20 protein-coding genes and 1 pseudogene are annotated in these 21,043 nt (G+C 63.3%); 11 read left to right on the top strand and 10 right to left on the bottom strand.

Going from position 1 to position 21,043, the window contains the following annotated elements:
* Positions 1-67 precede the first annotated feature (67 nt).
* On the top strand, positions 68-1,135 hold the full coding sequence (locus IVB01_RS30160) for an alcohol dehydrogenase (RefSeq protein ID WP_247279278.1): 1,068 nt from the start codon (positions 68-70) through the stop codon (positions 1,133-1,135).
* A gap of 110 nt (positions 1,136-1,245) precedes the next feature.
* Complete coding sequence (locus tag IVB01_RS30155; protein WP_247279279.1) at positions 1,246-2,325, top strand: isocitrate/isopropylmalate dehydrogenase family protein; 1,080 nt, start codon at positions 1,246-1,248, stop codon at positions 2,323-2,325.
* Positions 2,326-2,360: 35 nt separating this feature from the next.
* On the opposite strand, the gene IVB01_RS30150 is transcribed toward IVB01_RS30155, so the two are convergent.
* The 4 genes from IVB01_RS30150 to IVB01_RS30135 all read right to left on the bottom strand — a co-directional run bounded on the left by IVB01_RS30150 (position 2,361) and on the right by IVB01_RS30135 (position 5,309).
* Positions 2,361-2,639, bottom strand: coding sequence for a hypothetical protein (locus IVB01_RS30150; protein WP_247495126.1), 279 nt, complete (start codon positions 2,637-2,639; stop codon positions 2,361-2,363).
* 104 nt (positions 2,640-2,743) lie between these two features.
* Positions 2,744-3,565 (bottom strand): enoyl-CoA hydratase, encoded by an 822-nt coding sequence (locus tag IVB01_RS30145; protein WP_247279335.1) that lies wholly within the window; start codon positions 3,563-3,565, stop codon positions 2,744-2,746.
* Positions 3,566-3,861: 296 nt separating this feature from the next.
* Positions 3,862-4,233 (bottom strand): helix-turn-helix transcriptional regulator, encoded by a 372-nt coding sequence (locus tag IVB01_RS30140; RefSeq protein ID WP_014497036.1) that lies wholly within the window; start codon positions 4,231-4,233, stop codon positions 3,862-3,864.
* Positions 4,234-4,259: 26 nt separating this feature from the next.
* On the bottom strand, positions 4,260-5,309 hold the full coding sequence (locus IVB01_RS30135; protein WP_247279281.1) for a LysR family transcriptional regulator: 1,050 nt from the start codon (positions 5,307-5,309) through the stop codon (positions 4,260-4,262).
* A gap of 481 nt (positions 5,310-5,790) precedes the next feature.
* Between IVB01_RS30135 and IVB01_RS30130 the strand changes: the two genes are divergently transcribed.
* Both IVB01_RS30130 and IVB01_RS30125 read left to right on the top strand, forming a co-directional pair.
* The gene (locus tag IVB01_RS30130) at positions 5,791-6,057 is read left to right on the top strand and encodes a hypothetical protein (protein ID WP_346015484.1); all 267 of its coding nucleotides are present in this window, start codon (positions 5,791-5,793) and stop codon (positions 6,055-6,057) included.
* Between the two features lie 205 nt (positions 6,058-6,262).
* Positions 6,263-6,994: a cytochrome c biogenesis protein CcdA gene (locus IVB01_RS30125; protein ID WP_247279282.1), complete on the top strand. Its 732-nt coding sequence runs from the start codon at positions 6,263-6,265 to the stop codon at positions 6,992-6,994.
* Positions 6,995-7,255: 261 nt separating this feature from the next.
* On the opposite strand, the gene IVB01_RS30120 is transcribed toward IVB01_RS30125, so the two are convergent.
* The gene (locus IVB01_RS30120) at positions 7,256-8,713 is read right to left on the bottom strand and encodes a sensor histidine kinase (RefSeq protein ID WP_247279337.1); all 1,458 of its coding nucleotides are present in this window, start codon (positions 8,711-8,713) and stop codon (positions 7,256-7,258) included.
* Positions 8,714-9,054: 341 nt separating this feature from the next.
* Positions 9,055-9,399 (bottom strand): DUF1236 domain-containing protein, encoded by a 345-nt coding sequence (locus IVB01_RS30115; protein ID WP_247417319.1) that lies wholly within the window; start codon positions 9,397-9,399, stop codon positions 9,055-9,057.
* A 137-nt stretch (positions 9,400-9,536) separates the two neighbouring features.
* On the opposite strand from IVB01_RS30115, the gene IVB01_RS30110 reads away from it, so the two are divergent.
* The 4 genes from IVB01_RS30110 to IVB01_RS30095 all read left to right on the top strand — a co-directional run bounded on the left by IVB01_RS30110 (position 9,537) and on the right by IVB01_RS30095 (position 13,059).
* The gene (locus IVB01_RS30110; protein WP_247495125.1) at positions 9,537-9,770 is read left to right on the top strand and encodes a hypothetical protein; all 234 of its coding nucleotides are present in this window, start codon (positions 9,537-9,539) and stop codon (positions 9,768-9,770) included.
* 377 nt (positions 9,771-10,147) lie between these two features.
* Positions 10,148-11,146 carry a TRAP transporter substrate-binding protein gene (locus IVB01_RS30105; RefSeq protein ID WP_247279285.1) on the top strand — a complete coding sequence of 333 codons (999 nt, stop codon included), beginning with the start codon at positions 10,148-10,150 and terminating at the stop codon, positions 11,144-11,146.
* An 81-nt stretch (positions 11,147-11,227) separates the two neighbouring features.
* Positions 11,228-11,743 (top strand): TRAP transporter small permease, encoded by a 516-nt coding sequence (locus IVB01_RS30100; RefSeq protein ID WP_247279286.1) that lies wholly within the window; start codon positions 11,228-11,230, stop codon positions 11,741-11,743.
* Complete coding sequence (locus tag IVB01_RS30095) at positions 11,740-13,059, top strand: TRAP transporter large permease (RefSeq protein WP_247495124.1); 1,320 nt, start codon at positions 11,740-11,742, stop codon at positions 13,057-13,059. Before IVB01_RS30100 ends, IVB01_RS30095 begins: the two co-directional genes overlap by 4 nt.
* Positions 13,060-13,110: 51 nt before the next feature.
* On the opposite strand, the gene IVB01_RS30090 is transcribed toward IVB01_RS30095, so the two are convergent.
* Positions 13,111-14,385, bottom strand: coding sequence for a serine hydrolase domain-containing protein (locus IVB01_RS30090; protein WP_247279288.1), 1,275 nt, complete (start codon positions 14,383-14,385; stop codon positions 13,111-13,113).
* Positions 14,386-14,557: 172 nt separating this feature from the next.
* On the opposite strand from IVB01_RS30090, the gene IVB01_RS30085 reads away from it, so the two are divergent.
* Positions 14,558-15,475 carry an intradiol ring-cleavage dioxygenase gene (locus IVB01_RS30085; protein ID WP_247279289.1) on the top strand — a complete coding sequence of 306 codons (918 nt, stop codon included), beginning with the start codon at positions 14,558-14,560 and terminating at the stop codon, positions 15,473-15,475.
* A gap of 30 nt (positions 15,476-15,505) precedes the next feature.
* On the opposite strand, the gene IVB01_RS30080 is transcribed toward IVB01_RS30085, so the two are convergent.
* A complete protein-coding gene (locus IVB01_RS30080; protein WP_247279290.1) occupies positions 15,506-16,399 on the bottom strand; it encodes a LysR family transcriptional regulator in 894 nt (297 codons plus the stop codon).
* Between IVB01_RS30080 and IVB01_RS30075 the strand changes: the two genes are divergently transcribed.
* Positions 16,355-17,149: an NmrA family NAD(P)-binding protein gene (locus tag IVB01_RS30075; protein ID WP_247495123.1), complete on the top strand. Its 795-nt coding sequence runs from the start codon at positions 16,355-16,357 to the stop codon at positions 17,147-17,149. The genes IVB01_RS30080 and IVB01_RS30075 overlap by 45 nt on opposite strands.
* Positions 17,150-17,187: 38 nt before the next feature.
* Positions 17,188-17,853 (top strand): annotated as a pseudogene (locus IVB01_RS30070) (SDR family oxidoreductase).
* Between the two features lie 23 nt (positions 17,854-17,876).
* Here IVB01_RS30070 and IVB01_RS30065 read toward each other — a convergent pair.
* Both IVB01_RS30065 and IVB01_RS30060 read right to left on the bottom strand, forming a co-directional pair.
* Positions 17,877-19,607: a bifunctional protein-serine/threonine kinase/phosphatase gene (locus IVB01_RS30065; RefSeq protein WP_247279292.1), complete on the bottom strand. Its 1,731-nt coding sequence runs from the start codon at positions 19,605-19,607 to the stop codon at positions 17,877-17,879.
* A gap of 66 nt (positions 19,608-19,673) precedes the next feature.
* Positions 19,674-20,513: a formate/nitrite transporter family protein gene (locus IVB01_RS30060; RefSeq protein ID WP_247279293.1), complete on the bottom strand. Its 840-nt coding sequence runs from the start codon at positions 20,511-20,513 to the stop codon at positions 19,674-19,676.
* Positions 20,514-21,043 lie beyond the last annotated feature (530 nt).

The raw sequence follows: 21,043 nt of genomic DNA, 5'->3' as shown, positions 1-21,043 counted from the left end.
GGGTTTGTCTCGTCGCGTCGGCCATGGCATGGTGGCGCGACAACAAGAACATGCCGGGAGGATGTCGATGAAGAGCTTCAAGGTCGCCGATTTCAAGGCGCCGCTGCAGGAGGTCGACGAGCCCACGCCGCAGCCGTCGGGTACCCAGGTTCTGATCAAGGTCAAGGCGGCCGGCGTCTGCCACAGCGACCTCCACATCTGGGAGGGCGGCTACGATCTCGGTCACGGTCGTAAGCCGCTGTCGCTGAAGGACCGTGGCATCAATTTGCCGCTGACGATGGGCCACGAGACGGTCGGCGAAATTTTGGCGTTCGGTCCCGACGTGAAGCCGACCGACCAGGGCGACCTCAAGCTCGGCGATGTCGGCCTGGTCTATCCCTGGATTGGTTGCGGCAAATGCGCCACCTGCCTCGGCGGCGACGAGAACATGTGCCTGACGCCGCGCTCGCTCGGCGTCTATTGCGATGGCGGTTATGCCGATCACATGCTGGTGCCGCATCCGCGCTATCTGCTCAATCTCCGGGGGCTCGATCCCGCGACAACCGCCCCCTACGCCTGCTCGGGCGTCACCACCTACAGCGCGCTGAAGAAGGTCGAGCAGCATTTCGACACGCCGATCGTGATGTTCGGCGCCGGCGGCCTTGGCCTGATGGCGCTGTCGCTCTTGAAAGCGATGGACGGCAAGGGTGCGATCATGATCGACATCGATGCGAAGAAGCGCGAGGCGGCGGAAAAGGCCGGTGCGCTCGCGACCGTCGATCCCAAGGCGTCGGATGCGCTGGAGCAACTCGCCAAGAAGGCGGGCGGTCCGATCCGCGCCGTGATCGACCTCGTCGGCAACGCCGCGACGACGCAGCTCGGCTTCGACTGCCTGACCAAGGGCGGCAAGCTCGTCATCGTCGGCCTGTTCGGCGGCGGCGCGACCTGGGCGCTGCCGCTGATTCCGATCAAGGCCGTGACGATCCAGGGCAGCTATGTCGGCAATTTGCGCGAGACGCAGGAATTGCTCGATCTGGTGCGAACGAAGAAAGTGCCACCGATCCCGGTGACGCCGCTGCCGCTCGCCAGGGCCAACGACGCGCTGGTGCAATTGCAGCAGGGCGCGGTGGTCGGGCGCACCGTGCTGACGCCGTAGTTTCACATCGTCGTTCCGGGGCGATGCAAAGCATCGAACCCGGAACCTCGAGATTCCGGGTTCGGTCCTGCGGACCGCCCCGGAATGACATCCCTGGATCAGGAACGTCCATGTCCGCAAATAACGCCTTCCACATTGCCGTGCTGGCCGGTGACGGCATCGGACCCGAAGTCATGGCGCCGGCGATCGAGGTGCTGCGCAGGATCGAGCAGAAATCGGATTTGAGCTTCCGCTTCACGGAGGCCCCGGCCGGCGCCAACAATTATCTCGCGACCGGAAAGTCGATGCCCGACACCACGATCAAGCTGTGCGAGGAGGCGGACGCGATCCTGCTCGGTGCCTGCGGGCTGCCGTCGGTGCGCTACCCCGACAACACCGAGATTGCGCCGCAGATCGAGCTGCGCTTCATCTTCGATCTCTATGCCGGCGTGCGTCCGGCGCGGCTCATTCCGGGCGTGCCGAGCCCGATCGTCGGCGCCGAGCAACGCGGCATCGATCTCGTCGTGATCAGGGAGTCGACCGAAGGCCTGTTCGCCTCGATGGGCAAGGGCATCGTCACCCATGAGGACGCGCGCGAGACCATGGTGATCACGCGCAAGACGTCCGAGCGACTGTTCGAGTTTTCGTTTCGCCTTGCCGAGCGGCGCAGGGCGCGCGGCAAGCCCGGTGCACTCACCTGCGTCGACAAGGCGAACGTGTTTAAGGCTTTTGCCTTCTTCCGCGGCATCTTCGACGAGATCGCCAAGACGCATCCGGAGGTGAAGACCGACCGGCTCTATGTCGATGCCTGCTCGGCGATGCTGGTGAAGCGTCCCTGGGATTTCGACGTGATGGTGATGGAGAACATGTTCGGCGACATCGTCTCCGACATCACCGCGAGCCTGATCGGCGGCCTCGGCATGGCGCCGTCGGCCGATATCGGCGACAAGTACGCGGTGTTCCAGCCCTGCCACGGTACCGCGCCCGACATTATGGGGCAGGGCAAGGCCAATCCCACCGGCATGATCCTGTCGGCGGCGATGATGCTGGACTGGCTCGCCGACAAGCACGGCATCGAGAGCGCGGCTGAGGCCGGCGAGACGATCGAGCGTGCGGTGGACCAGGTCTATGCCGGCGGCATCAAGCCGATGGAGTTCGGCGGCAGCAACGGCACGGCGGACATTACGAAAGCGGTGCTCGCGGCGCTGTAGCCAAAGAAAGGGCCCCCTTGGGGCCCCTTTGTCGTTCACCAGCGGCGCCAGTGGTGGTGACGCCAGCCCCACGGACGCGGACCGTAGAAGCGCGGACCGCCGTAAAAACCGTAGGCGCGGTAATAGTTCGGACGCCACCAGCAGCGGCCCCAGGGGTTACAGACCCAGCGCACCTGTTCGACTTCAGCGGCCGGGCCGCTCGCAATCTTGTCCGCCTGCGGAATGCCGTTCGGCATTGCCGCGAGCGCGGGGCCCGAGGCGAGCGCCGTACCGCCCAAGGCAGCCAGACCAAGCACAGCAAATTTGAGTGTCATCGCAATCTCCCTCATTGGTGGCGGGAGAACTTTCGACAGATCAACTGGTTGCTGATGCATTGAAAAGCGCGAGGAATTTAATCTTCCTGAACGTCGGTTCAGCTTCAGCGCCCCTGGAACTTGGGCCTGCGCTTTTCCATGAAGGCCTGCCGGCCCTCACGAAAATCCTGGGAGTCCATGCAGGCGTTACCGATCGTCTTGATCGTGTCCATGTCGCGCTGGCTCTCGTCCTTCAGAACTTGCGCGATGGTGATCTTGGCGGCCTTGATTGCGAGCGGCGCGTTTTCGGAAATGGTCTGCGCGATTCCCATGGTCTCGCCCCAGAGTTGATCGTCGGGGATCACGCGCTCGACGAGGCCGATGCGCAGCGCCTCGGAGGAATCGATGCGCATGCTCGTGTACATCAACAGGCGCGCCCAGGACGGGCCGACCAGCGACACCAGGTGCCGCAAGCCTTCATAGCCATAGGCGATGCCGAGCCTGGCCGCGGGAATGCCGAACTGGCTGTCGTGCGAGGCGATGCGGATGTCGGCAAGCATCGCGACCTGCATGCCGCCGCCGAGGCAAAAACCCTGGATGCAGGCGATGGTCGGCTTGGGATAATCAGCGAGCAGCGCGCGCTGGGCGGCGCTGCGCTTGGCGTACTCCTCGGACGCCGCCGCGTTGTGCCGCGTCTTCTCGAACTGGCTGATGTCCGCGCCCGACACGAACGCCTTGCCGCCGGCACCGCGGAGGATCACGACGCGCACGGTCTCGTCGTCGCGCAGGCTGGTCAGCGCCTCGCCAAATCCCTCCCACATCTCCAGCGACATCGCGTTGCGTTTGTCGGGATTGTTGAAGGTGATCACGCCGACGCCGCCGGTCGTGTGCTTGAGGATCTTGCGGTCGGCGTAAGCGGTTTCTGTCGTGTCGGTCATGTCGGACATCGCGCGTTCGCTGTCGTTGGCGAGGCAATGTGCGGCGCGGGCGCCGCCGCGGTCAACCGGGTAGGGCGAGGTGTATTGCATCCGCCTGTGCTGCGATCGCATGGCGCGGCGAGGGGGCAGCAAAACCCGCGGGCGAGTGGCAGTAATTGCATGAAAAAGGAGCGGTCATGCCGCCCCGAGAAGGCCGCGCGCACCCCGCGCGGGCTCAGATACAGCCAATCCGCTCGTTCAATCCGGCCGCGCCCCGTGACGCGACGGATTGAACATCGGCCGTTGAGGCCAGAGCGTCGATCGAATCAGGCTTCGTTCGCTGCGATCGATTCCATCAGCGAGACGAGCTGACGCTGCACCGTCTGGTCCTTGATCTTGCTGTAGGCGCGCAGCAGCCGGAGGCTGAAGGCGCTGTCGAGGAAGAGCAGGCTCTCCACTTCGCGCGCCTTGTTGTCGCCGTCATAGAAGAAGGTCACAGGCACGTCGAGGGCGGTGGCGATCTGCTGAAGCCGCGCCGCACCGACGCGATTGACGCCCTTCTCGTATTTCTGGACCTGCTGGAAGCTGACGCCAAGCTTCTCGCCGAGCTCGGCCTGCGAGATCTTCATCTCGACGCGCCGCAGACGGATCCGCTTGCCAAGCTCAATGTCCGGCTTGCCGGCACTGCGCTGCTTCATTCTCTTCGCCGCTGTTTTCATACTTCTCACCGTTGTTCTTCGGTTGAAAATCCCCCGAAGAGCTGGGTCAGGGGTTCGCCCATATACGAGTCGTTGAATTCATGCGGATGCACGAACTCTTCCTTAAACCACGGGAAGCGAGCCGGATTGAAAGCCTCGATCAGCCAGTCAATCATGTGCCGCACGCGCGGAATCCGGCCGCTACCGGGATGGTAGGACAGCCAGATGTCCAGCGGTCGGTTCAGCTCGACCTCCAGTGGAATCAACTTCCCGCCAAGCGCAATGGCGTAGCTCGGAAATACGCCGATTCCGGCGCCATTCGCGACCGCCCAGTAGTTAGCGCTCGAGACGTTGGTCTTCATGACCAGAAGGTCACGCTCCGACACGCCCGGGAAGAAACTCTCGAAAGATTCCTTGGCGGCGAGCTGGTCGGCGAATTGGAGCACCAAGCGGTGCTTGATCAATTCGGCTGCCGAGCGCGGCGCGCCATGTTTTGCGATGTATTTCTCCGAGGCCCAGAACATCAGATGCATACGGCCGAGCCGCACCAGCTTGACGTCGAGGGCCGAGGGACGCGACAGATGGATGGCGACGTCGGCCTCGTGGCGGGAGACGTCGGCCGAACGCATCGCGCAATGCAGGTCGACCAGGATCTTCGGATAGGCTTGCTGGAATTCAACCAGCCGCGGTGCGAGCCAGAACGTCCCTAGTCCCTCGGTGACGGCGACGCGGACTTCGCCGGACAGGGCATTGGCCGTCGAATCGCTGGTCCGCAGCACGTCGAAGGCCGCCGCCTCCATGCGCTCGACGGCGGAGACCACCGTCGCACCTTCGTCGGTCAGATGGGTGCCGTGGACGTCGCGGGTGAACAGGGTGGTGCCGGTCTGACGCTCGAAATCATCGATCCGGCGACGGACGGCGTTGATCGACAGCGACAGGCGTTCGGCCGCCGAGCGGAAACTTCCACATCGGACGACTTCCAGGAATATGCGGGCCGCGTCCCAATCGGAGAGGCCGCTGATATTTGTTTTTGGGCGTTCTTCCAGCGGAACGCCCCTTTCCGCCAAGGAGTGCATACAATTCCCTTCGGTTTGCTAAACTGGCAGAATCTGGCGCAAACTACAACCACGGCGGGTTGCGGGGTGATGAGTTTTGAACGTCATCCTTACTGCGGCGCGAGCGGTATTTGAGTGCTGCCGGGGTTGGAATCGGGCAGACTGTTGCTCGTTTGAGGGGTCATTGCGTGAGTTCCGTTGCGAGCCTTGAGATGGCTGCGGGATTGTCGGAGCTGTCCGCAATGGACGTTCATGCGCGCGAGCCGTTGCCATCGTCCCGGATGGATCAATCGCTGCACACCAGACGTTTGGTCCCGGATCGCTCCGATGGTTGCCGGTGGCGTCGTGGGACGATGTTGGCGGGAACCGCGGTTTCACCGCAGAGACACACTGAAATCGTGTTCAGAGGCTCAGAGGCCTCATGTTATCCTTGTCGCTCCACGGGGGCCGAAGGGGTCGTCACAACCACGTCTCGCAGGCCGATTTAACGGAAAGAACGCCGGTGTCGCATTCAGACGAACATTTGCAGTCGGTGCTGGAAACGCTCGAGGAGTGCCGCAGGGTTCTCAATGCGAGCAACAGCCGCGAGTCGGCCGAGCTGCTGTCCATTGTCATTCTCGACGTCAGGATGAAGCTAAAAGGCATTGACGATGCCGATCTCAAGGCATTGTGCGACGAAATGCTGCGGAGCGCTGCGAGCGAACCGCCGTCCCCTTCCAAGCAGACGCAGGTCCAGCCCCGGCGTCCGCTGCTCCGCGTGGTGAAGTAGCCGCGCCGCCGAGTCTCGCTTTTCGGCGAGATTTGAGCGCATCCCGATGCCGCATCTGTGATCAGGGGCGGCATCGGGAGGAGCCCTGGATTTCGCGCACCTCTGTTGCGCATTCTTAGCCATCGGTTACACCAGAGCCGGTTCGGTCCGGTCCGCGCGCGTTCCCCGCGCCTCGTGCCGGGCCTGAGATGGCTCCGACTGCATCATGCAAAATGTTTCGATTCCGGCGGCGCTGATTGCCGGCCTGGTCAGCTTCCTCTCGCCGTGCGTCCTGCCTTTGGTCCCGCCCTATCTGATCTATCTTACGGGCGCCACGATCGAGCATGTCGAAAGCGACCAGCCGGCCGCGGCGTCCAAGCGCGCGATCATGATGTCGGCACTCCTGTTCGTGCTTGGCTTCTCGACCGTGTTCGTGGCGCTCGGTGCCAGTGCCTCGCTGATCGGAGGCCTGATCCGCGCCTGGTCGGCCGAGCTGTCGATTCTCGCAGGCATCGTCATCATCATCATGGGCCTGCACTTCCTGGGACTGACGCGGATCGGCCTGTTGATGCGCGAGGGCCGGCTGCCGATCCCGAAGCCCGTCGGGCTCTGGGGCGCCTACATCATGGGGCTCGCCTTTGCGTTCGGCTGGACGCCCTGCATCGGCCCGATCCTCGCCGCGATCCTGTCGATTGCCGCGGCCGAAGCGACGGTCACCAAGGGCGCGGGCCTGCTCGCTGTCTATTCCGCGGGCCTCGGCATTCCCTTCTTGATCGCCGCCCTGATGATCGAGCAGTTCTCCGCGCTGTTCGCACGGATGAAGGGCCAGCTCGTCAACGTCGAGCGCGCCATGGGCGTATTGATGGTGATCACCGGCATCGGCTTCCTCACCGGCGCGGTGTCGAACGTGAGCATCTGGCTGCTGGAGACGTTCCCGGCGTTGCAGACGATCGGGTAGATTGGCTATTTCTCGCTGCAGGTCAGGCAACCGCCCGACTGATGAAAGCCTGACATCAGCTCTGTGAACATGAAGACGGCGCTGAGACGAAGCAAAGACGCTACGGAGTTTGTACGATCCGAGCGTTTTCGTTTTCGCGCTTCTCAGCAGGGGTCGCAACGCTCTGATCAACAGAGCGAGGACGCCCGCCAGGCGGCGAAAGCTTTTGCTTCGAGGATCTGCACATGGTTGATTCTCATCGCCGATGCCCCTTCATTCCGTTCACCGCATCTCATCCAGCGCGCACGTCACCGTGCAGACGACGCCGCGCGGCAGGAAGTCGACGGTTGCCTCGCCGCCGAGCTGGTCGCGCGCGCTGCGCTCGATCAGGCGCGAGCCGAAGCCGCGTTGCACTGGGGCCGTCACCGGCGGTCCGCCGATCTCGGTCCAGATCAGCCGCAGCCGCGGCTTCGGCGCATCGGCGATGACCTCCCAGTCCAGGGTCACCCGGCCGGTCTCGTTGGACAGCGCGCCGTATTTCGCGGCGTTGGTGGCGATCTCGTGCACGATCATCGACAGCACCACGGCGAGCCGCGGCGACAGCGGCACAGCCGGGCCGGCCATGCGGATGCGGTCGGGCTTGGCGAGCAGGAACGGCTGAATTGCGCGGGCAATAACGCCTCTCAGCTCCGAGCCCGCCCACTTCTCCTGGCTCAAGAGATTGTGCGCTTCGGCCAGCGCGCCGAGCCGTCCCTCGAACTTGGTCCGCTCGTCCCGGCTGGCGCTGCGGAAGGTCTGCACCGCGATCGCCTGCATCAGGGCCAGCGTGTTCTTGACCCGGTGGTTGAGCTCCTCAATCAGCAGATTGTGCAGCATCTCACCGCGCGCAATCGTGGTCGCCATCCTGACTGCGAAGGTCAGGCCGGTCAGCAGCAGGATGCCGCCGATCAGGCTGGTGATGGCGATGTTGTGCCAGAGCGGCGCGATCAACGAGCTCTCGGCGACGCCAGCCACGACCGTCCAACCGGTTAGGTGCGACCTGGTAAAAGCTGAGGAGAGCGCGATCCCGTCGAGCGAAACGGTCGAAAGGGCTGCCTCCGACGTCCGAGACATCGCATCGTATAGCGCGCCGGAAGCCTGCTTGCCGACCGTCTCGGCAGGGTTCGGTGCGCGCGCGAATACGACGGCCTTGGTGTCGAGCAGGGCCACTGTCCAAAGCCGGTCGGGGCGCTGCTTCTCCAGCAGCTCCTGAAAGATGCTGATCGGCGGGCTGAAGCAGAGATCGTAGATCACCTCGCCATCGCGCAATACCGGGACCTCGACGGTGAGCACCTGCCGCCCGTTGATCGCGCCGGTGAACAGGTCGGAATATTGCGGCGACCTGGTTGCGAATACCTTTTCGATGATCTCCAGATTGCCGCGCCGCGGCAGGCTCGCGATGTCGTCCGTCGTCGAGGAGAACAACAGCCGGCCCTTGCGGTCGGAGATCAACACGAGACCGCCCTTGCCATACTGGTCGAGGAAGCCGAGCGCGATGCGGCGGAAGTTCTGGAAGTCGTCGTTGCGCAGCGAATTCGTCAGCGCCAGGACCTGCAGGCCGCCGGTCATCCGCTGCACTTCGGAGTCCAGCACAAGGCGCATGCTGCGCACGTTCTCCAGCACGCGGCTGGTCGCGTCAGTTCGATCCTGCTTGTAATTGTAGACGGCGATGCCGACCGCGAAAATGATCAGCGGCAACATCGTTCCCGCGACCAGGAGAGCGAGCCGGACCGGCAGGGTAAGCTTTGACAAACGCGGGCGTCCCGATTCCAGCGCAGCGGCGCTAGATTATGGTTTTGGCAAGACCATAAGGGCAGCACTTCTCCGGCGCCACGATTTTTCGCATCCGCGAGCAGGCCGGGAGATTTTGGGATGCAGCCGGGGCGGGGGTCAGATCATCGCGATCGCGGTCAATAGCAGGCACGTGGCGTAGACAGCCGCCAGACTGAGCCCGGCGATCCGGGCCTCTCGATGCGATTTCATGCGGTCAACTCCAAGTGGGCGGCCGCCGCTGGGGACAGCCGCCGGAGGTCACGTCGTGATCAATCGATTTCCTGAACGACCGTGCGTGAACCCGGATCCACCAGCATCACGCGATCGCCGAAATAGACATAGCGGTACTTCGTCAGCGACGGCCCCCAATCCGCCGGAACGGCCTCAAGCTCGACGTCACCCGGCACCGTCGCGCCGACGACAATCTTTTCCTTCGTCGTCACCGGACGGACGCGGTGCTCGGTGATGTAGGATTTGATCTTGGTCCGGTATTGCGGCTCGATCTGAACTGTCGCCGCGTGACCGGTTCCGGTGGTGGTCACCACAGTGGACTGCGCGAAAGCGCTGGTCGAAATCAGGACCGCCGCAGCGGACAGCAGGAACAGTTTTTTCATCTCGTTCTCCTCAAAAGAATTAAGTGTGCCACCAACAACTTGGGGTGAGCGAGGTTCCCAGCCCAGGGAACAAGTTGCCGCTTTTTCCCGTTGTAAATTGACCGGGCCAAACTGCCCGGAAGTTGGAGGAGGAAAACATGAAGCTGAAGATTGCGACCGCAGCACTGATGGTTGTTGCTTTCTCCATGCCAGCGTTCGCGGCCGACGAGTTCTACGTCGTCCAGGACGTCAAGACCAAGAAGTGCACTGTCGTCGATAAGAAGCCGACAGACGCCTCCATGACCGTCGTCAGCCCTTCGGGCACGGTCTACAAGACGCGTACCGAGGCTGAGAGCAGCATGAAGACCGTCAAGGTCTGCACATCCAATTAGGGAGAGTGTTGATGCCCGTATTTATTCTCTGGGCCGTGCCGGCGATCGTTGTGATCGGCGGCGGCATCTATCTGATTGGCCACATGCACTAGGCCTCTCGCGGGAGGCGGGCGGACCTCTGCGTGCAGCGCACAGGCCCGCAAGCCTTCCGCTTTTACGAGAGCCGGAAGTGGCGCATGCGGCCTTGCGCCAGCAGGAACGCGAGTTGCAGTGCAACAGATCGCGCAGGCGCAGCTCTACGACGAAGAGGAGCGACAACGTACGCGAAATGACTTCCGTCCCGCCGTAGTTTTTCATACGCTCCCCGAACGCCGGCCGTAAGCCGGCCGCGCTCACGCCCCGGCCACAGGGGCGGAGCATCAAAGGGAGGGGAGACGATGAAGCGAAGGTCATTTCTCGCTGGTATCGGTGCGACCGCTGCGGCGGCTACGATCGGCATGCCGTCGATCCTCAGGGCGCAAGCACCGATCACGCTGAACGGCGCCGTCCAGTTCAACGACGATCATGCCTTCAACCGGGCGCTGATCCGGTTCGAGGAGCTGGTGAGGAAGTACTACGGCAAGCCCGTCAACTTCACGCTGCACAAGAACTCCTCGCTCGGCCTCGAGAAGCAATATTTCGAGTATATGTCGCAGGGCAAGGCGGTCGATTACGGCATCGTCTCGCCGGCCCATATGTCGACCTTCGCCAAGGCGGCCCCATTCATCGATGCGCCCTTCGTGTTCAAGGGCATCGAGCACATGAACAAGGTCGTCGAGGCCAATATCCTGACACCGATCGCCGACGAGGTCGCGGCGAAGGCCGAGGTCGTTCTGATCGGTTATGCCGGCGGTGGCATCCGCAACATCTTCGCCAACAAGCCGCTCAAGAATCTCGCCGATCTTAGGGGTCTCAAGGTTCGCGTGCAGGGCGCGCCGATCTGGTCGAAGACGTTTGCGGCGGTCGGCATGAGCCCGACGGTGATCGCCTATAACGAGATCTACAACGCGATTCAGAATGGTGTGATATCGGCCGGCGAAAACGAGGCGGCCGGCGTCGAAGCGATGAAGTTCTATGAAGTGGCCCCGCATCTCAGCCTGACGCAGCACGCGGTGTCGATCCGGCCGATCTGCTTCTCGGTGAAGACGCTGAAGACCTTGCCGAAGGATCTGCAGGACGCGATCATGAAGGCCGGCAAGGAGGCAGGCGACTACGGCCGTCAGCTCGAGTCGAGCGAAGAGGTCGTCAAGCTCGACACGCTCGAGAAGGCCGGCAAGCTCAAGCGCGTTCCCTTCGAGGAGCGCGACGCCATGAAGAAGCTCGCCGATCCCGTGATGGCCACCTACGCCAAGGAAATTGGTGCCGAAGCCATTTTCGAGAAGATCAACGTCGTCTGAGGTCGCTCTGTCCGCCGACATTAGTCCGGGCAGGCCCCGCTTCTTGCCCGGAAGGCGGATGAACTGCCGCAGGGAGCCCCAATGTCTGAAATGCCCGTCCCGTCCACACCGTCGTTGTGGCGTCGCGTCACGGCGGCCTATGGGAAGCTGCTGGAATTCCTGCTGGCCGCCAGCGTCGGTATCCTGGTTCTTCCGGTCACGCTGCAAATCATCTCGCGCTACACGCCCTTCATTCCTTCCTACATCTGGACGGAGGAGATGGCGCGGTTTCTCTTCATCTGGACGATCATGATCGGGGCCATGGTCGGTGTGCGGGAAGCGCAGCATTTTGAGGTCGACGTGTGGCCCAATCTGTCGCGGCGATCGGAGGCCGCGGTGCGGATCCTCGCCCGTCTCGGCGTGCTGGCATTGGCGCTGGTGTTCCTATTGGCCGGCATGGAGTTTACCCGCTTCGCCTGGAACAGAACTTCGGAATTGGCCGATCTGCCGCTTTGGTTGATTCACATTGCCTGGCCCGTGACCGGCGCGACGTGGATCGTCTTTGCAGGCGAACAGATCATTGATGAAATGCGCGTTCTGGTTGGGGCGGGGCGATGAGCGGCAATGTACTCTCTGCTGGACAGGCCGCGATGGTGCTGTTCGGGGTTTTCATCGGCCTGCTCATCGTGCGCGTGCCGGTCGCTTTCGCGCTCGGCCTTGCCTGCGTGCCGATCCTGCTGATCGAGCCGCACCTGTCACTGATGACGCTCGCGCAGGAGACCTTCAACGCGTACAATTCATTCATCCTGCTCGCGGTCCCGTTTTTCCTGCTGACGGCGAATCTGATGAGCATCGGCGGCATCACCGACCGCCTGGTGGTGCTATCGCGATCGTTGGTCGGGCACTGGCCGGGATCCCTGGCGCAGATCAACGTCGTGCTGTCGGTGTTCTTTGCAGGAATCTCCGGGTCCTCCACCGCCGACGCGGCGAGCCAATCAAAGATCTTCATCGATGCACAGACCAAGGAAGGCTACGATCTCTCCTTTTCCATCGCCATCACCGCGGTTTCTGCGGTGCTGGCTGTCATCATCCCGCCGTCGATCCTCATGATCGTCTGGGGCGGGCTGATCTCGACCTCGATCGCGGCGATGTATCTGGCCGGCATCGTGCCGGGCCTGCTGATCGCGGGCGCGCAGATGGCAACGGTGCACGTCTATGCCGTGCGCCGCGGCTACCCGACCTATCCGAAGGCGACCTGGGTCGAGATGCGATGCGCCATTTGGCGGTCGATACCAGCGCTGATGACTCCGTTCATCATCGTCGGCGGCATTCTGCTCGGGTGGTTCACTGCAACCGAGTCCGCCTGCGTCGCGGTGCTCTATTCCGTCGCGCTCTCGGCGTTCTTCTATCGCGAGACAGGCCCGCGCGAATTATACAAGGCCCTGCTCGATACCGGGCGCCTTTCCGGCGTGGCGCTGTTTTGCGTCGGCACCGCGAGCGCGTTTGGCTGGCTGCTTGCCTATTACAGGATCCCGCAAGAGCTGCTGGCCAACGTCTCGACATGGGGCATGGGCAGCGTCGGGGCCGGCTTCTTCATCGCCTTCTGCTTCCTGGTGGTGGGCTGCTTCCTCGACGCCATCCCGGCGATCATCATCGTCGGCACGGTGCTGGAGCCGCTGGCTAAATCCGTCGACCTCCATCCGGTCCAGTTCGCGATCATCTCCATCGTCTCGCTGGCCTTCGGACTGGTGACGCCGCCCTATGGTCTATGTCTGATGATCGCCTGTTCGATCGCGGGCGTGCGGCTGCGTTATGCTCTGAAGGACACGGTGATCATGCTGATTCCGATGCTGCTCGTGCTGGCGGCGCTCATCGTTTGGCCGAGCGTGTCGCTGTTCTTGCCGCGTCTGATCGTGCCGGAGATGCTCAAATGAGCGTCTGATGGCGCGATCCCGCGGCCAAGGCCGCGGGATCCATTCCATCCCTTACAGATTGCTCTCGGTGATCGCGGCGTAGACCATGCTGCGCAGCTCGCGACGGATCGGATAGGCGCTCGAGGGCAATACCTGCGTCATGAAGATCGTGATCAGCTCTTCGGCGGGGTCGATCCAGAACGAGGTCGTCGCCGCGCCGCCCCAATTGTATTCGCCGGGGCTGCCGGCGATCAGCGTGTCGGCCGGGCGCATGGTCACGGCAAAGCCAAGGCCGAAGCCGATTCCGTTATAGGCAGCTTCCGAAAACAGCGAGCGTGACACCTCGGGCAGGAAGCGTCCGCCCGGAATGTGGTTGCTCGTCATCAGCGCCAGCGTCTTCGGCCCGATCAGCCTGACGCCGCCGAGCTCGCCACCGTTGAGCAGCGCGCGGCAGAAGGTGAGATAATCGGCGACCGTCGAGCACAGCCCGCCGCCGCCGGAGATGAAGGAGGGCGGCGACAGGAACGAGCTGGTTGCCGGATCATCCTGGAGCGTCAGGCCCTCGCGCCGCTGGCCGGCATGGAACGTCATTCCGCCGCCTGGATCGGCGGAATAGCAGGCCGCGAAACGATGCGCCTTCGAGGCTGGCACGTGGAAGTCGGTGTCGGTCATGCCGAGTGGATCGAGGATGCGCGCTTTCAGGAACTGCTCGAACGGCATGCCTGAAATCTTGGCGACGAGATAGCCGAGCACGTCGGTCGCGACCGAGTAGTTCCAGGCCTCGCCCGGCGAGAACTCCAGCGGGATCTTTGCAAGGCTCTCGATCATGGTCTGGAGCGTGCCGGACTTCTCGACCTCCCCGATCTTCTCGGCGCGATAGGCGGCATCAACATTGGAGCGCTGCTGGAAGCCGTAGGTGAGGCCGGAAGTATGGCGCAGGAGGTCGACGATCAGCATCGGCCGGGACGGCGGCCGGGTCAGGAAGGCCGGGTAGGTGCCGGCGACGAATACGCCGAGATCCTTCCATTCCGGAATGTACTTGGCGACAGGCTCGTCGATCGCGACGAGACCTTGCTCGACCAGCATCATGAAGGCGATGCTGGTGAGCGGCTTCGTCATGGAATAGATGCGGTAGATGGTGTCGTCCTTGACCGGCACTTTGCGCTCGACGTCGGCAAGGCCCTGAACCGAGCTGTGTGCGACCTTGCCGCGGCGGTAGACGAGGAGATGCGCGCCGGGGAACCGGCCCGCGTCGATGTACCGGTTCTTCAGATGCGTATCGACGCGGTCCAGTGCGGTCTTAGACATGCCGACGCATTCGGGCGAGGCGGGTGTGGGCGCGAGCATCTGTTCCTCCGGGCAGTTTTTGTCGCTCCGTTGATAGCCGAAATGGCGGGCTCATTCCAAGCTGGTCGCGCTTAACGCCGGGCGGCCGGTTAGTGTAGGCTCCAACCTGGAACGCCTCCAAGCAGCCCAAGAGATCCCAACGGGCCAACGAGAAAACGCAGGCAAACGCACCATGACCCAGTTCAACGAGACCGAGCTCACCGAAGCCGTCGTCCGGAGCTTTGACCAGACACCCGACCCGCGCGCGAAATTCCTGCTCCAGGAATTGGTGAAGTCGCTGCACGATTACGTGAGCAAGACCGGTCTCACCTTCGAGGAGTGGGAATACGCCATCGATTTCCTGACCCGCACCGGCCAGAAATGCACCGACACCCGCCAGGAGTTCATCCTGCTATCCGACGTGCTCGGCGTCTCCATGCTGGTCGACGCAGTCAATCACCGCGACCGCGAGGGCGCCACCCAGACCACGGTGCTCGGCCCGTTCTACGTCGGCGAGCACAAGGTGACCGCGCACGGCACCGACATCTCGCCGAACAATCAGACCGGCGAACGGATGTTCGTGCAGAGCCGCGTCACCGATCTCAAGGGCAAGCCGCTCGCGAATGTCCCCGTCGACGTCTGGCATGCCGACGATGACGGCTTCTACGATTCACAGAAGCCGAACTATGACGAGGTCGGCGCCTCAGCGCGGGCGCGCTTCATCACCGATGACGACGGCCGGTTCTTCTTTCGCACCATCCTGCCGTGCAGCTACCCTATCCCGACCGACGGTCCGGTCGGCGAGATGATCATGCAGACCAACCGCCACCCGATGCGCCCGGCGCATGTCCATTTCCTGGTCAATGCAAAGGGTTATGAGCCGCTGATCACCCACGTCTTCATGGATGGCGACAAATACCTGGATTCCGACGTGGTGTTCGGTGTGAAGGACGATCTGGTGGCCAAGGTCGAGCCGCGCAACGACCTTGAGATGCCCGACGGCACCAGGGCGAACGGGCAGTGGCACCTGATGAGCTATGAATTCCACCTCAAGCCGGGCGGCGGTATGGCGCCGAAGCCGCTGGGGACGAAGGCGGAGGAGCCGGCCTGACGGTCAGGCGCGAGCAGCGCGCGCCGCCTCTCAGCGCCCGATGAAGGCCGCCAACTCGTCAGGCGTCCCCATCGGAAAGGCTTCTTTCATGAAGTCGAGGAAGGCGGATACGCGCGCGCTCAAGAGCCGCCGCGATGGATAGAGCGTCCACAACGCGATCTCTGGTCCGTCGATGTTGCCCCAATGCACCAGCGTGCCGGCAGCCAGGTCGTGACTGACCAGTGACACGGGAAGGCGCGCGGCGCCGACGCCCGCCCGGACTGCATCGCGGACCATGACGAGCGATGACAGGCGAAGGACCGGATCAACCGTGATGCGCGATCGTCCGCCTGGCACCGTCACCTCCCAGGTTGTTAGCTGGTCGCCCGCTCCGCGCATGACAGCCGGCACAGCGATACCGTCCCGCGGTCGCTTCAAATCCGGGCTCGCCACGACCACTAGCCGGTCGCGCAGAAAGATCCGGCCCACAAGGCTCTCGTCCGGAGCCGGATTGACCCGAATGACGAGGTCATACCCTTCCTCCACCATGTCCACGGAGCGATCTTCCGTCGTGACCTCAAGACGGACCTCCGGATATCTGAGCGCGAACCCGGCCGCGAGATTCCCCATTGCAGTTTGCGAAAACAGCAAAGGCGCGCTGATCCGCAGGCGACCCCGCGGCCTGTCCCCACCCGAAGCGATTGCCGCGGCCGCCTCGTCGAGCTCGACGAGCAATGCCCCCGTCCGCTCGTAAAGGGCGCGTCCTTCCTGCGTGAGTTTCAGGGCGCGCGCGCCGCGCTCGAACAGGCGCAGGTCGAGCGCGGCCTCCAGCTCGGCGACCCGTCGGGACAGGGTGGCTTTCGGGCGCCCGGCGGCCCGTGCGGCGCGTCCGAACCCGCCGTGTCGGGCGACGAGGTTGAAATCGGCGAGTGCGAGCAGGTCCATCGTTCCACCAGTGTCGTGCAGGGCGACCTGCTCGATGTCGACGCGCTCCGCGGCGCGTTTAGCGGAGTCTCGACCCTGTTCCTGCTCAACGCAGTGGTGCCGGATGAATTCACGCAGGCGCTGATTGCGCTCAACGTGGCCCGCGAGGCCGGCGTCGAGCGGGTCGTCTACCTCTCGGTGATCCACAGCGATCGCTACGTGAACGTGCCGCACTTTGCCGGCAAGTTCGGTGTCGAGCGGATGATCGAGCAGATGGGCTTCAACGCCACCATCCTGCGCCCCGCTTACTTCATGAACAACGACGTCACGATCAAGGACGTGGTGACCGGATACGGCATCTATCCGATGCCCATCGGGAGCAAGGGACTCGCCATGATCGATGCACGCGACATCGGCGAGATCGCCGCCATCGAACTGATCCGTCGAGAGCGAGCCGCAGCCTCGCTGCCGCTCGACCGCATCAATCTCGTCGGTCCCGAAACGCTGACCGGCGCGAAAGCCGCCGCCGTCTGGTCGGAGGTTCTGGGTCGCACCATCGCCTATCCCGGCGACGATACCGCCGGCTTCGAGAAGAATCTCAGGCAGTTCATGCCGAGCTGGATGGCCTTCGACATGCGGCTGATGAGCGAGCGTTTCCTCACCGAGGGAATGGTGCCCGAGGCCGGCGACGTCGAGCGTCTGACCGCGCTGCTGCGCCGTCCCCTGCGCTCCTATCGCGACTTCGTCTCCGAGATCGCCGCCTCCGCCTGACGATACGGCACGCCCCAATCCTCACAAGGAATTCGATCATGATCGCTTCGACCGGCGCCGTTCCGGCGAATCCGGAGGGCGCAGCGAAGATACTGGTACTTGGCGCCACCGGCGCCACCGGCCGGCTGATCGTCAGCCAGGCGGTGGCGCGGGGGTACGAGGTCACCGTGCTGGTGCGTTCCGCCGAAAAGGCGAGTGACATCACGGGGGCGAGGAGACGCCCGCGACGAAACAGTTTTGCTCGAAGCCCTCGAAGGCCGTGACGCCGTCGTCAGTGCGCTGGGTACACCGGTAAGCCCGTTCCGCAAGGTAACGCTTCTCTCGAGCGCGACGCGCGCGCTCGTGAGCGCGAGTGAAGGCCAAACATGTCTCCCGTCTGGTTTGCATTACGGGGATCGGCGCCGGCGACGGCGCCGGGCACGGCGGCTTTCTCGCCGACAATGTGATCTTTCCGCTCCTCCTGAAGAAGGTGTACGCCGACAAGAACCGGCAGGAAGCCATCGTCAGAGACAGCGGGCTGGACTGGGGTCCTGGTTCCTCCTTCCGCCCTGAACAACAAGCCCGGCCGCGGCTCGGTGCGGGCCCTGACGGATCTTTCGGACTTCCATGGCGGCAGCATAGCGCGCGCAGACGTCGCAAAATTCGTGCTGGATCAGGTGCGCGCCGATGCATGGCTGCATCAGTCTCCGCTGATCACGTGGTGAGCCCTGCGAGGCCACGCCCCTGATCAGCGCGCGTGCAATATCGCCAGCAGCACGACGACCGCGCAGGCGAGCGCCGCCGTGGTCAATTTCCAGAACATCAGCGGACTGCGCTCCAAAAGCGGCGTGATCCGCGTGTCGAGATAGACCGGATTGGGCGTGCGGAGCTCGTAGACGAATTCGGACAGATCCTCGTGCCGCTTGTAGGGATCGGGATGTAGCGCGCGCCTGAGCGCGCCGTCGACCCAGGCCGGCACATTGCGGTCCTCGTCGGCCGGGCGATACTGAAGTCGCCGCACGTCCGCCTTGCGCCGAATTCGGGCAACCTGGGTGCCATAGGGCAACTTCCCCGTCAGCATCTGGTAGCAGATCACAGCCAACGAAAACATGTCGGAGCGCGGCGAGCCGCCTTCGCCGAGAAAGTACTCCGGCGCCGTGTACTGGACCGTTCCCAGGATGTCGTCGGCCTCGTCTCGCGGCGCCGCTTCCGCGACGCCGGCCACCCTGACCGATCCGAAGTCGATGATCTTGGCGGTGCCGGTCTTGTCGATCAGGATGTTGTCCGGCCTGAGGTCCTGATGCAGCATCTCCATGCGGTGGAAGGCGCGTAAGCCCGCGGCGACCTGCTCGATCAGGCCGCGGACGGTTTCGAGATCGGGGCGTGGATTGTCGGTCATCCACTGCTTCAAGGTCTGGCCTTCGACGAATTCGGTCGCGATGTAGAGATAGCTGCGCCGTCTCGACTGTGACCGCGGCTTCAGCACGTGCGGGCTGTCGATCCGGCGCGCGATCCATTCCTCCATCAGGAAGCGCTTGAGATAGGCGGCGTTATCGCGCAGGTCGACCGACGGCAGCTTGAGCGCGACCGGCTCCTCGGTCTCGGTGTCGACGGCAAAGTAGATATGACTGCGGCTGCTGCCGTGGATCTCGCGGATGATCCGGTAGCCGTCGAAGATCGCGCGCGGTTCCGGCAGCGGAGGCAGCGGCAATTGGGACGTCTGATTGAAGATGCCGGCCGGCTCGCGCTGGGGCACTGCATCGATGCGCAGGATCTGGACCGTGATGTTGTCGTCGCTGCCGCGCCGGTAGGCTTCCTCGACGATGGCCTTGGCCGCCGCGTCGAGCTCGCCTGCGTGCTCGTTCAGCGCGCTCGTGACGAAGCGCGCGTCGACGAATTCGTAGGCGCCGTCGGTCGCCAGCAGAAAGGTGTCGCCCGCCTCGATCTCGAAGGCCTGATAGTCGATCTCGAGCTGCGGATTGATGCCGAGTGCGCGGCCGAGATAAGTCTGCTCCGACGACACGATGATCCGGTGATCGTCGGTCAGTTGCTCGAGCGCCTTACCGGCGACGCGGTAGACGCGGCAGTCACCGACATGGAAGATATGCGCGGTGGTCGCCTTGATGACCATGGCGGTGAGGGTGCAGACATAGCCCTTGTCGCGATCATAGGCGTATTGACTCTTGCGCGTCTGCGCGTGCAGCCAGGAATTGGTGGCATCCAGCACGCGGCGGGCAGACGTCTTCACCGTCCAGGATTCCGACGTGCAGTAATAGTCCATCAGGAAGCTCTTGACCGCCGACTCGCTGGCGATCTGGCTCACCGTGCTGCTCGAAATGCCGTCGGCGAGGACGGCGGCGATGCCCTTCAGGCTGAGCAGCGGCTCCTCTGGAATGAGGACGCCGTGAAAATCCTGGTTGAGGGGCTTGCGACCCTTGTCGGAGTGCTGGCCGACCGAAATCAGGAGTCCGGGGGTCATCGTCGTCACCAGGAAAGAGGAGCCTCACCCTGCGCAGGCGAGGCTCCTCTGTCGAGACGTATTCGATCAGGCCGCAACGCGGGGCTTCGTAGCCTTGCCGACCTCGCGCTTCGGCAGGGTCATGACGTGCGTAGCGTAGAGGGTCATGCCGGTGAAGGCCAGGCCGCCGACGAGGTTGCCGAGCACGGTCGGGATCTCGTTCCAGATCAAATAGTCCAGGATCGAGAACTTTGCGCCGAGCAGCAGTCCTGACGGGAACAGGAACATGTTCACGACCGAATGCTCGAACACCATGTAGAAGAACACCAGGATCGGCATCCACATCGCAATAACCTTGCCGGGGACCGAGGTCGAAATCATCGCGCCGACGACGCCGGTCGAGACCATCCAGTTGCAGAGCATGCCGCGCATGAACAGCGTCGCCATTCCGGCCGCACCATGCGCGGCGTAGCCGAGCGTCCGGCTTTCGCCGATGATCCCGATGGCGGTGCCGACCTTGTCAGGCGGCTGTGTGAAGCCGAAGGTCGTGACGAAGGCCATCATGAAGGCGACCGTGAACGCGCCGGCGAAGTTACCGACGAACACCAAGCCCCAATTGCGCAGCACGCCGCCGAGTGTGACGCCGGGACGCTTGTCGATCAGGGCGAGCGGCGAGAGCACGAACACACCGGTCAGGAGATCGAAGCCCAGGAGGTACAGCATGACGAATCCGACCGGAAACAAGAGCGCGCCGACCAACGGCTGGCCGGTGTTGACGTTGATCGTGACAGCGAACCATGCGGCGAGCGTGAGGATGGCGCCGGCCATGTAGGCGCGGATGATGGTATCCCGGGTGGACATGAAGATCTTGGACTCGCCCGCATCCACCATCTTGGTGACGAATTCCGAAGGCGCGAGATACGACATCAATGGATCCTTTTGCTTCGTAAGTGAGATCGACACACCCTCATGGAGAGCGCGCTGAACGTCTTGGCGTCGTGCGGGCTGGCCTGCCGCGCACGAGGGCTATGGAGTTGGAAGCCTTGGGAATCGCGTCACGACGAGCGAGAGGACCGCGAAGCAGTTGAGCTTCCGGAATGCAGCCGCCAGAGGCTGCAACCATGCGGCAAGCCGCAGTCTTCGTTGACGCCCAAGTAAATGCAAGTTGCGTGCCGCTCGTGCGCGGAGGAAAAATGAAGCGATATCAGCGGGATGTGTCTCTGCTCAAACGGTCCCCGAAGCGCCTGTCGGCCTCCTGCTTGAGCTGCTGCACAAGGTTTGTGCGTCGCACAAAGATTGAGCAGATCGCAAGTTTCACATGCGAAGCGGTGATGCGGCAGCCTGCCGCAATTCCAATAACATGTTGATTGTTCTTACCTATTATGGCCATCAGGCTTGGCACGAAGCTTGAATAGTTCCGTGCCGACGCCATTGAAGCCGTCCCGCGAGACTTCTCA

This window comes from Bradyrhizobium sp. 164 (assembly GCF_023073715.1).
In the GTDB taxonomy this organism is placed as follows: Bacteria; Pseudomonadota; Alphaproteobacteria; order Rhizobiales; family Xanthobacteraceae; genus Bradyrhizobium.
The sequence above is the reverse complement of the archived record's forward strand: the minus strand, read 5'-3'. Positions and strand labels throughout refer to the sequence as shown.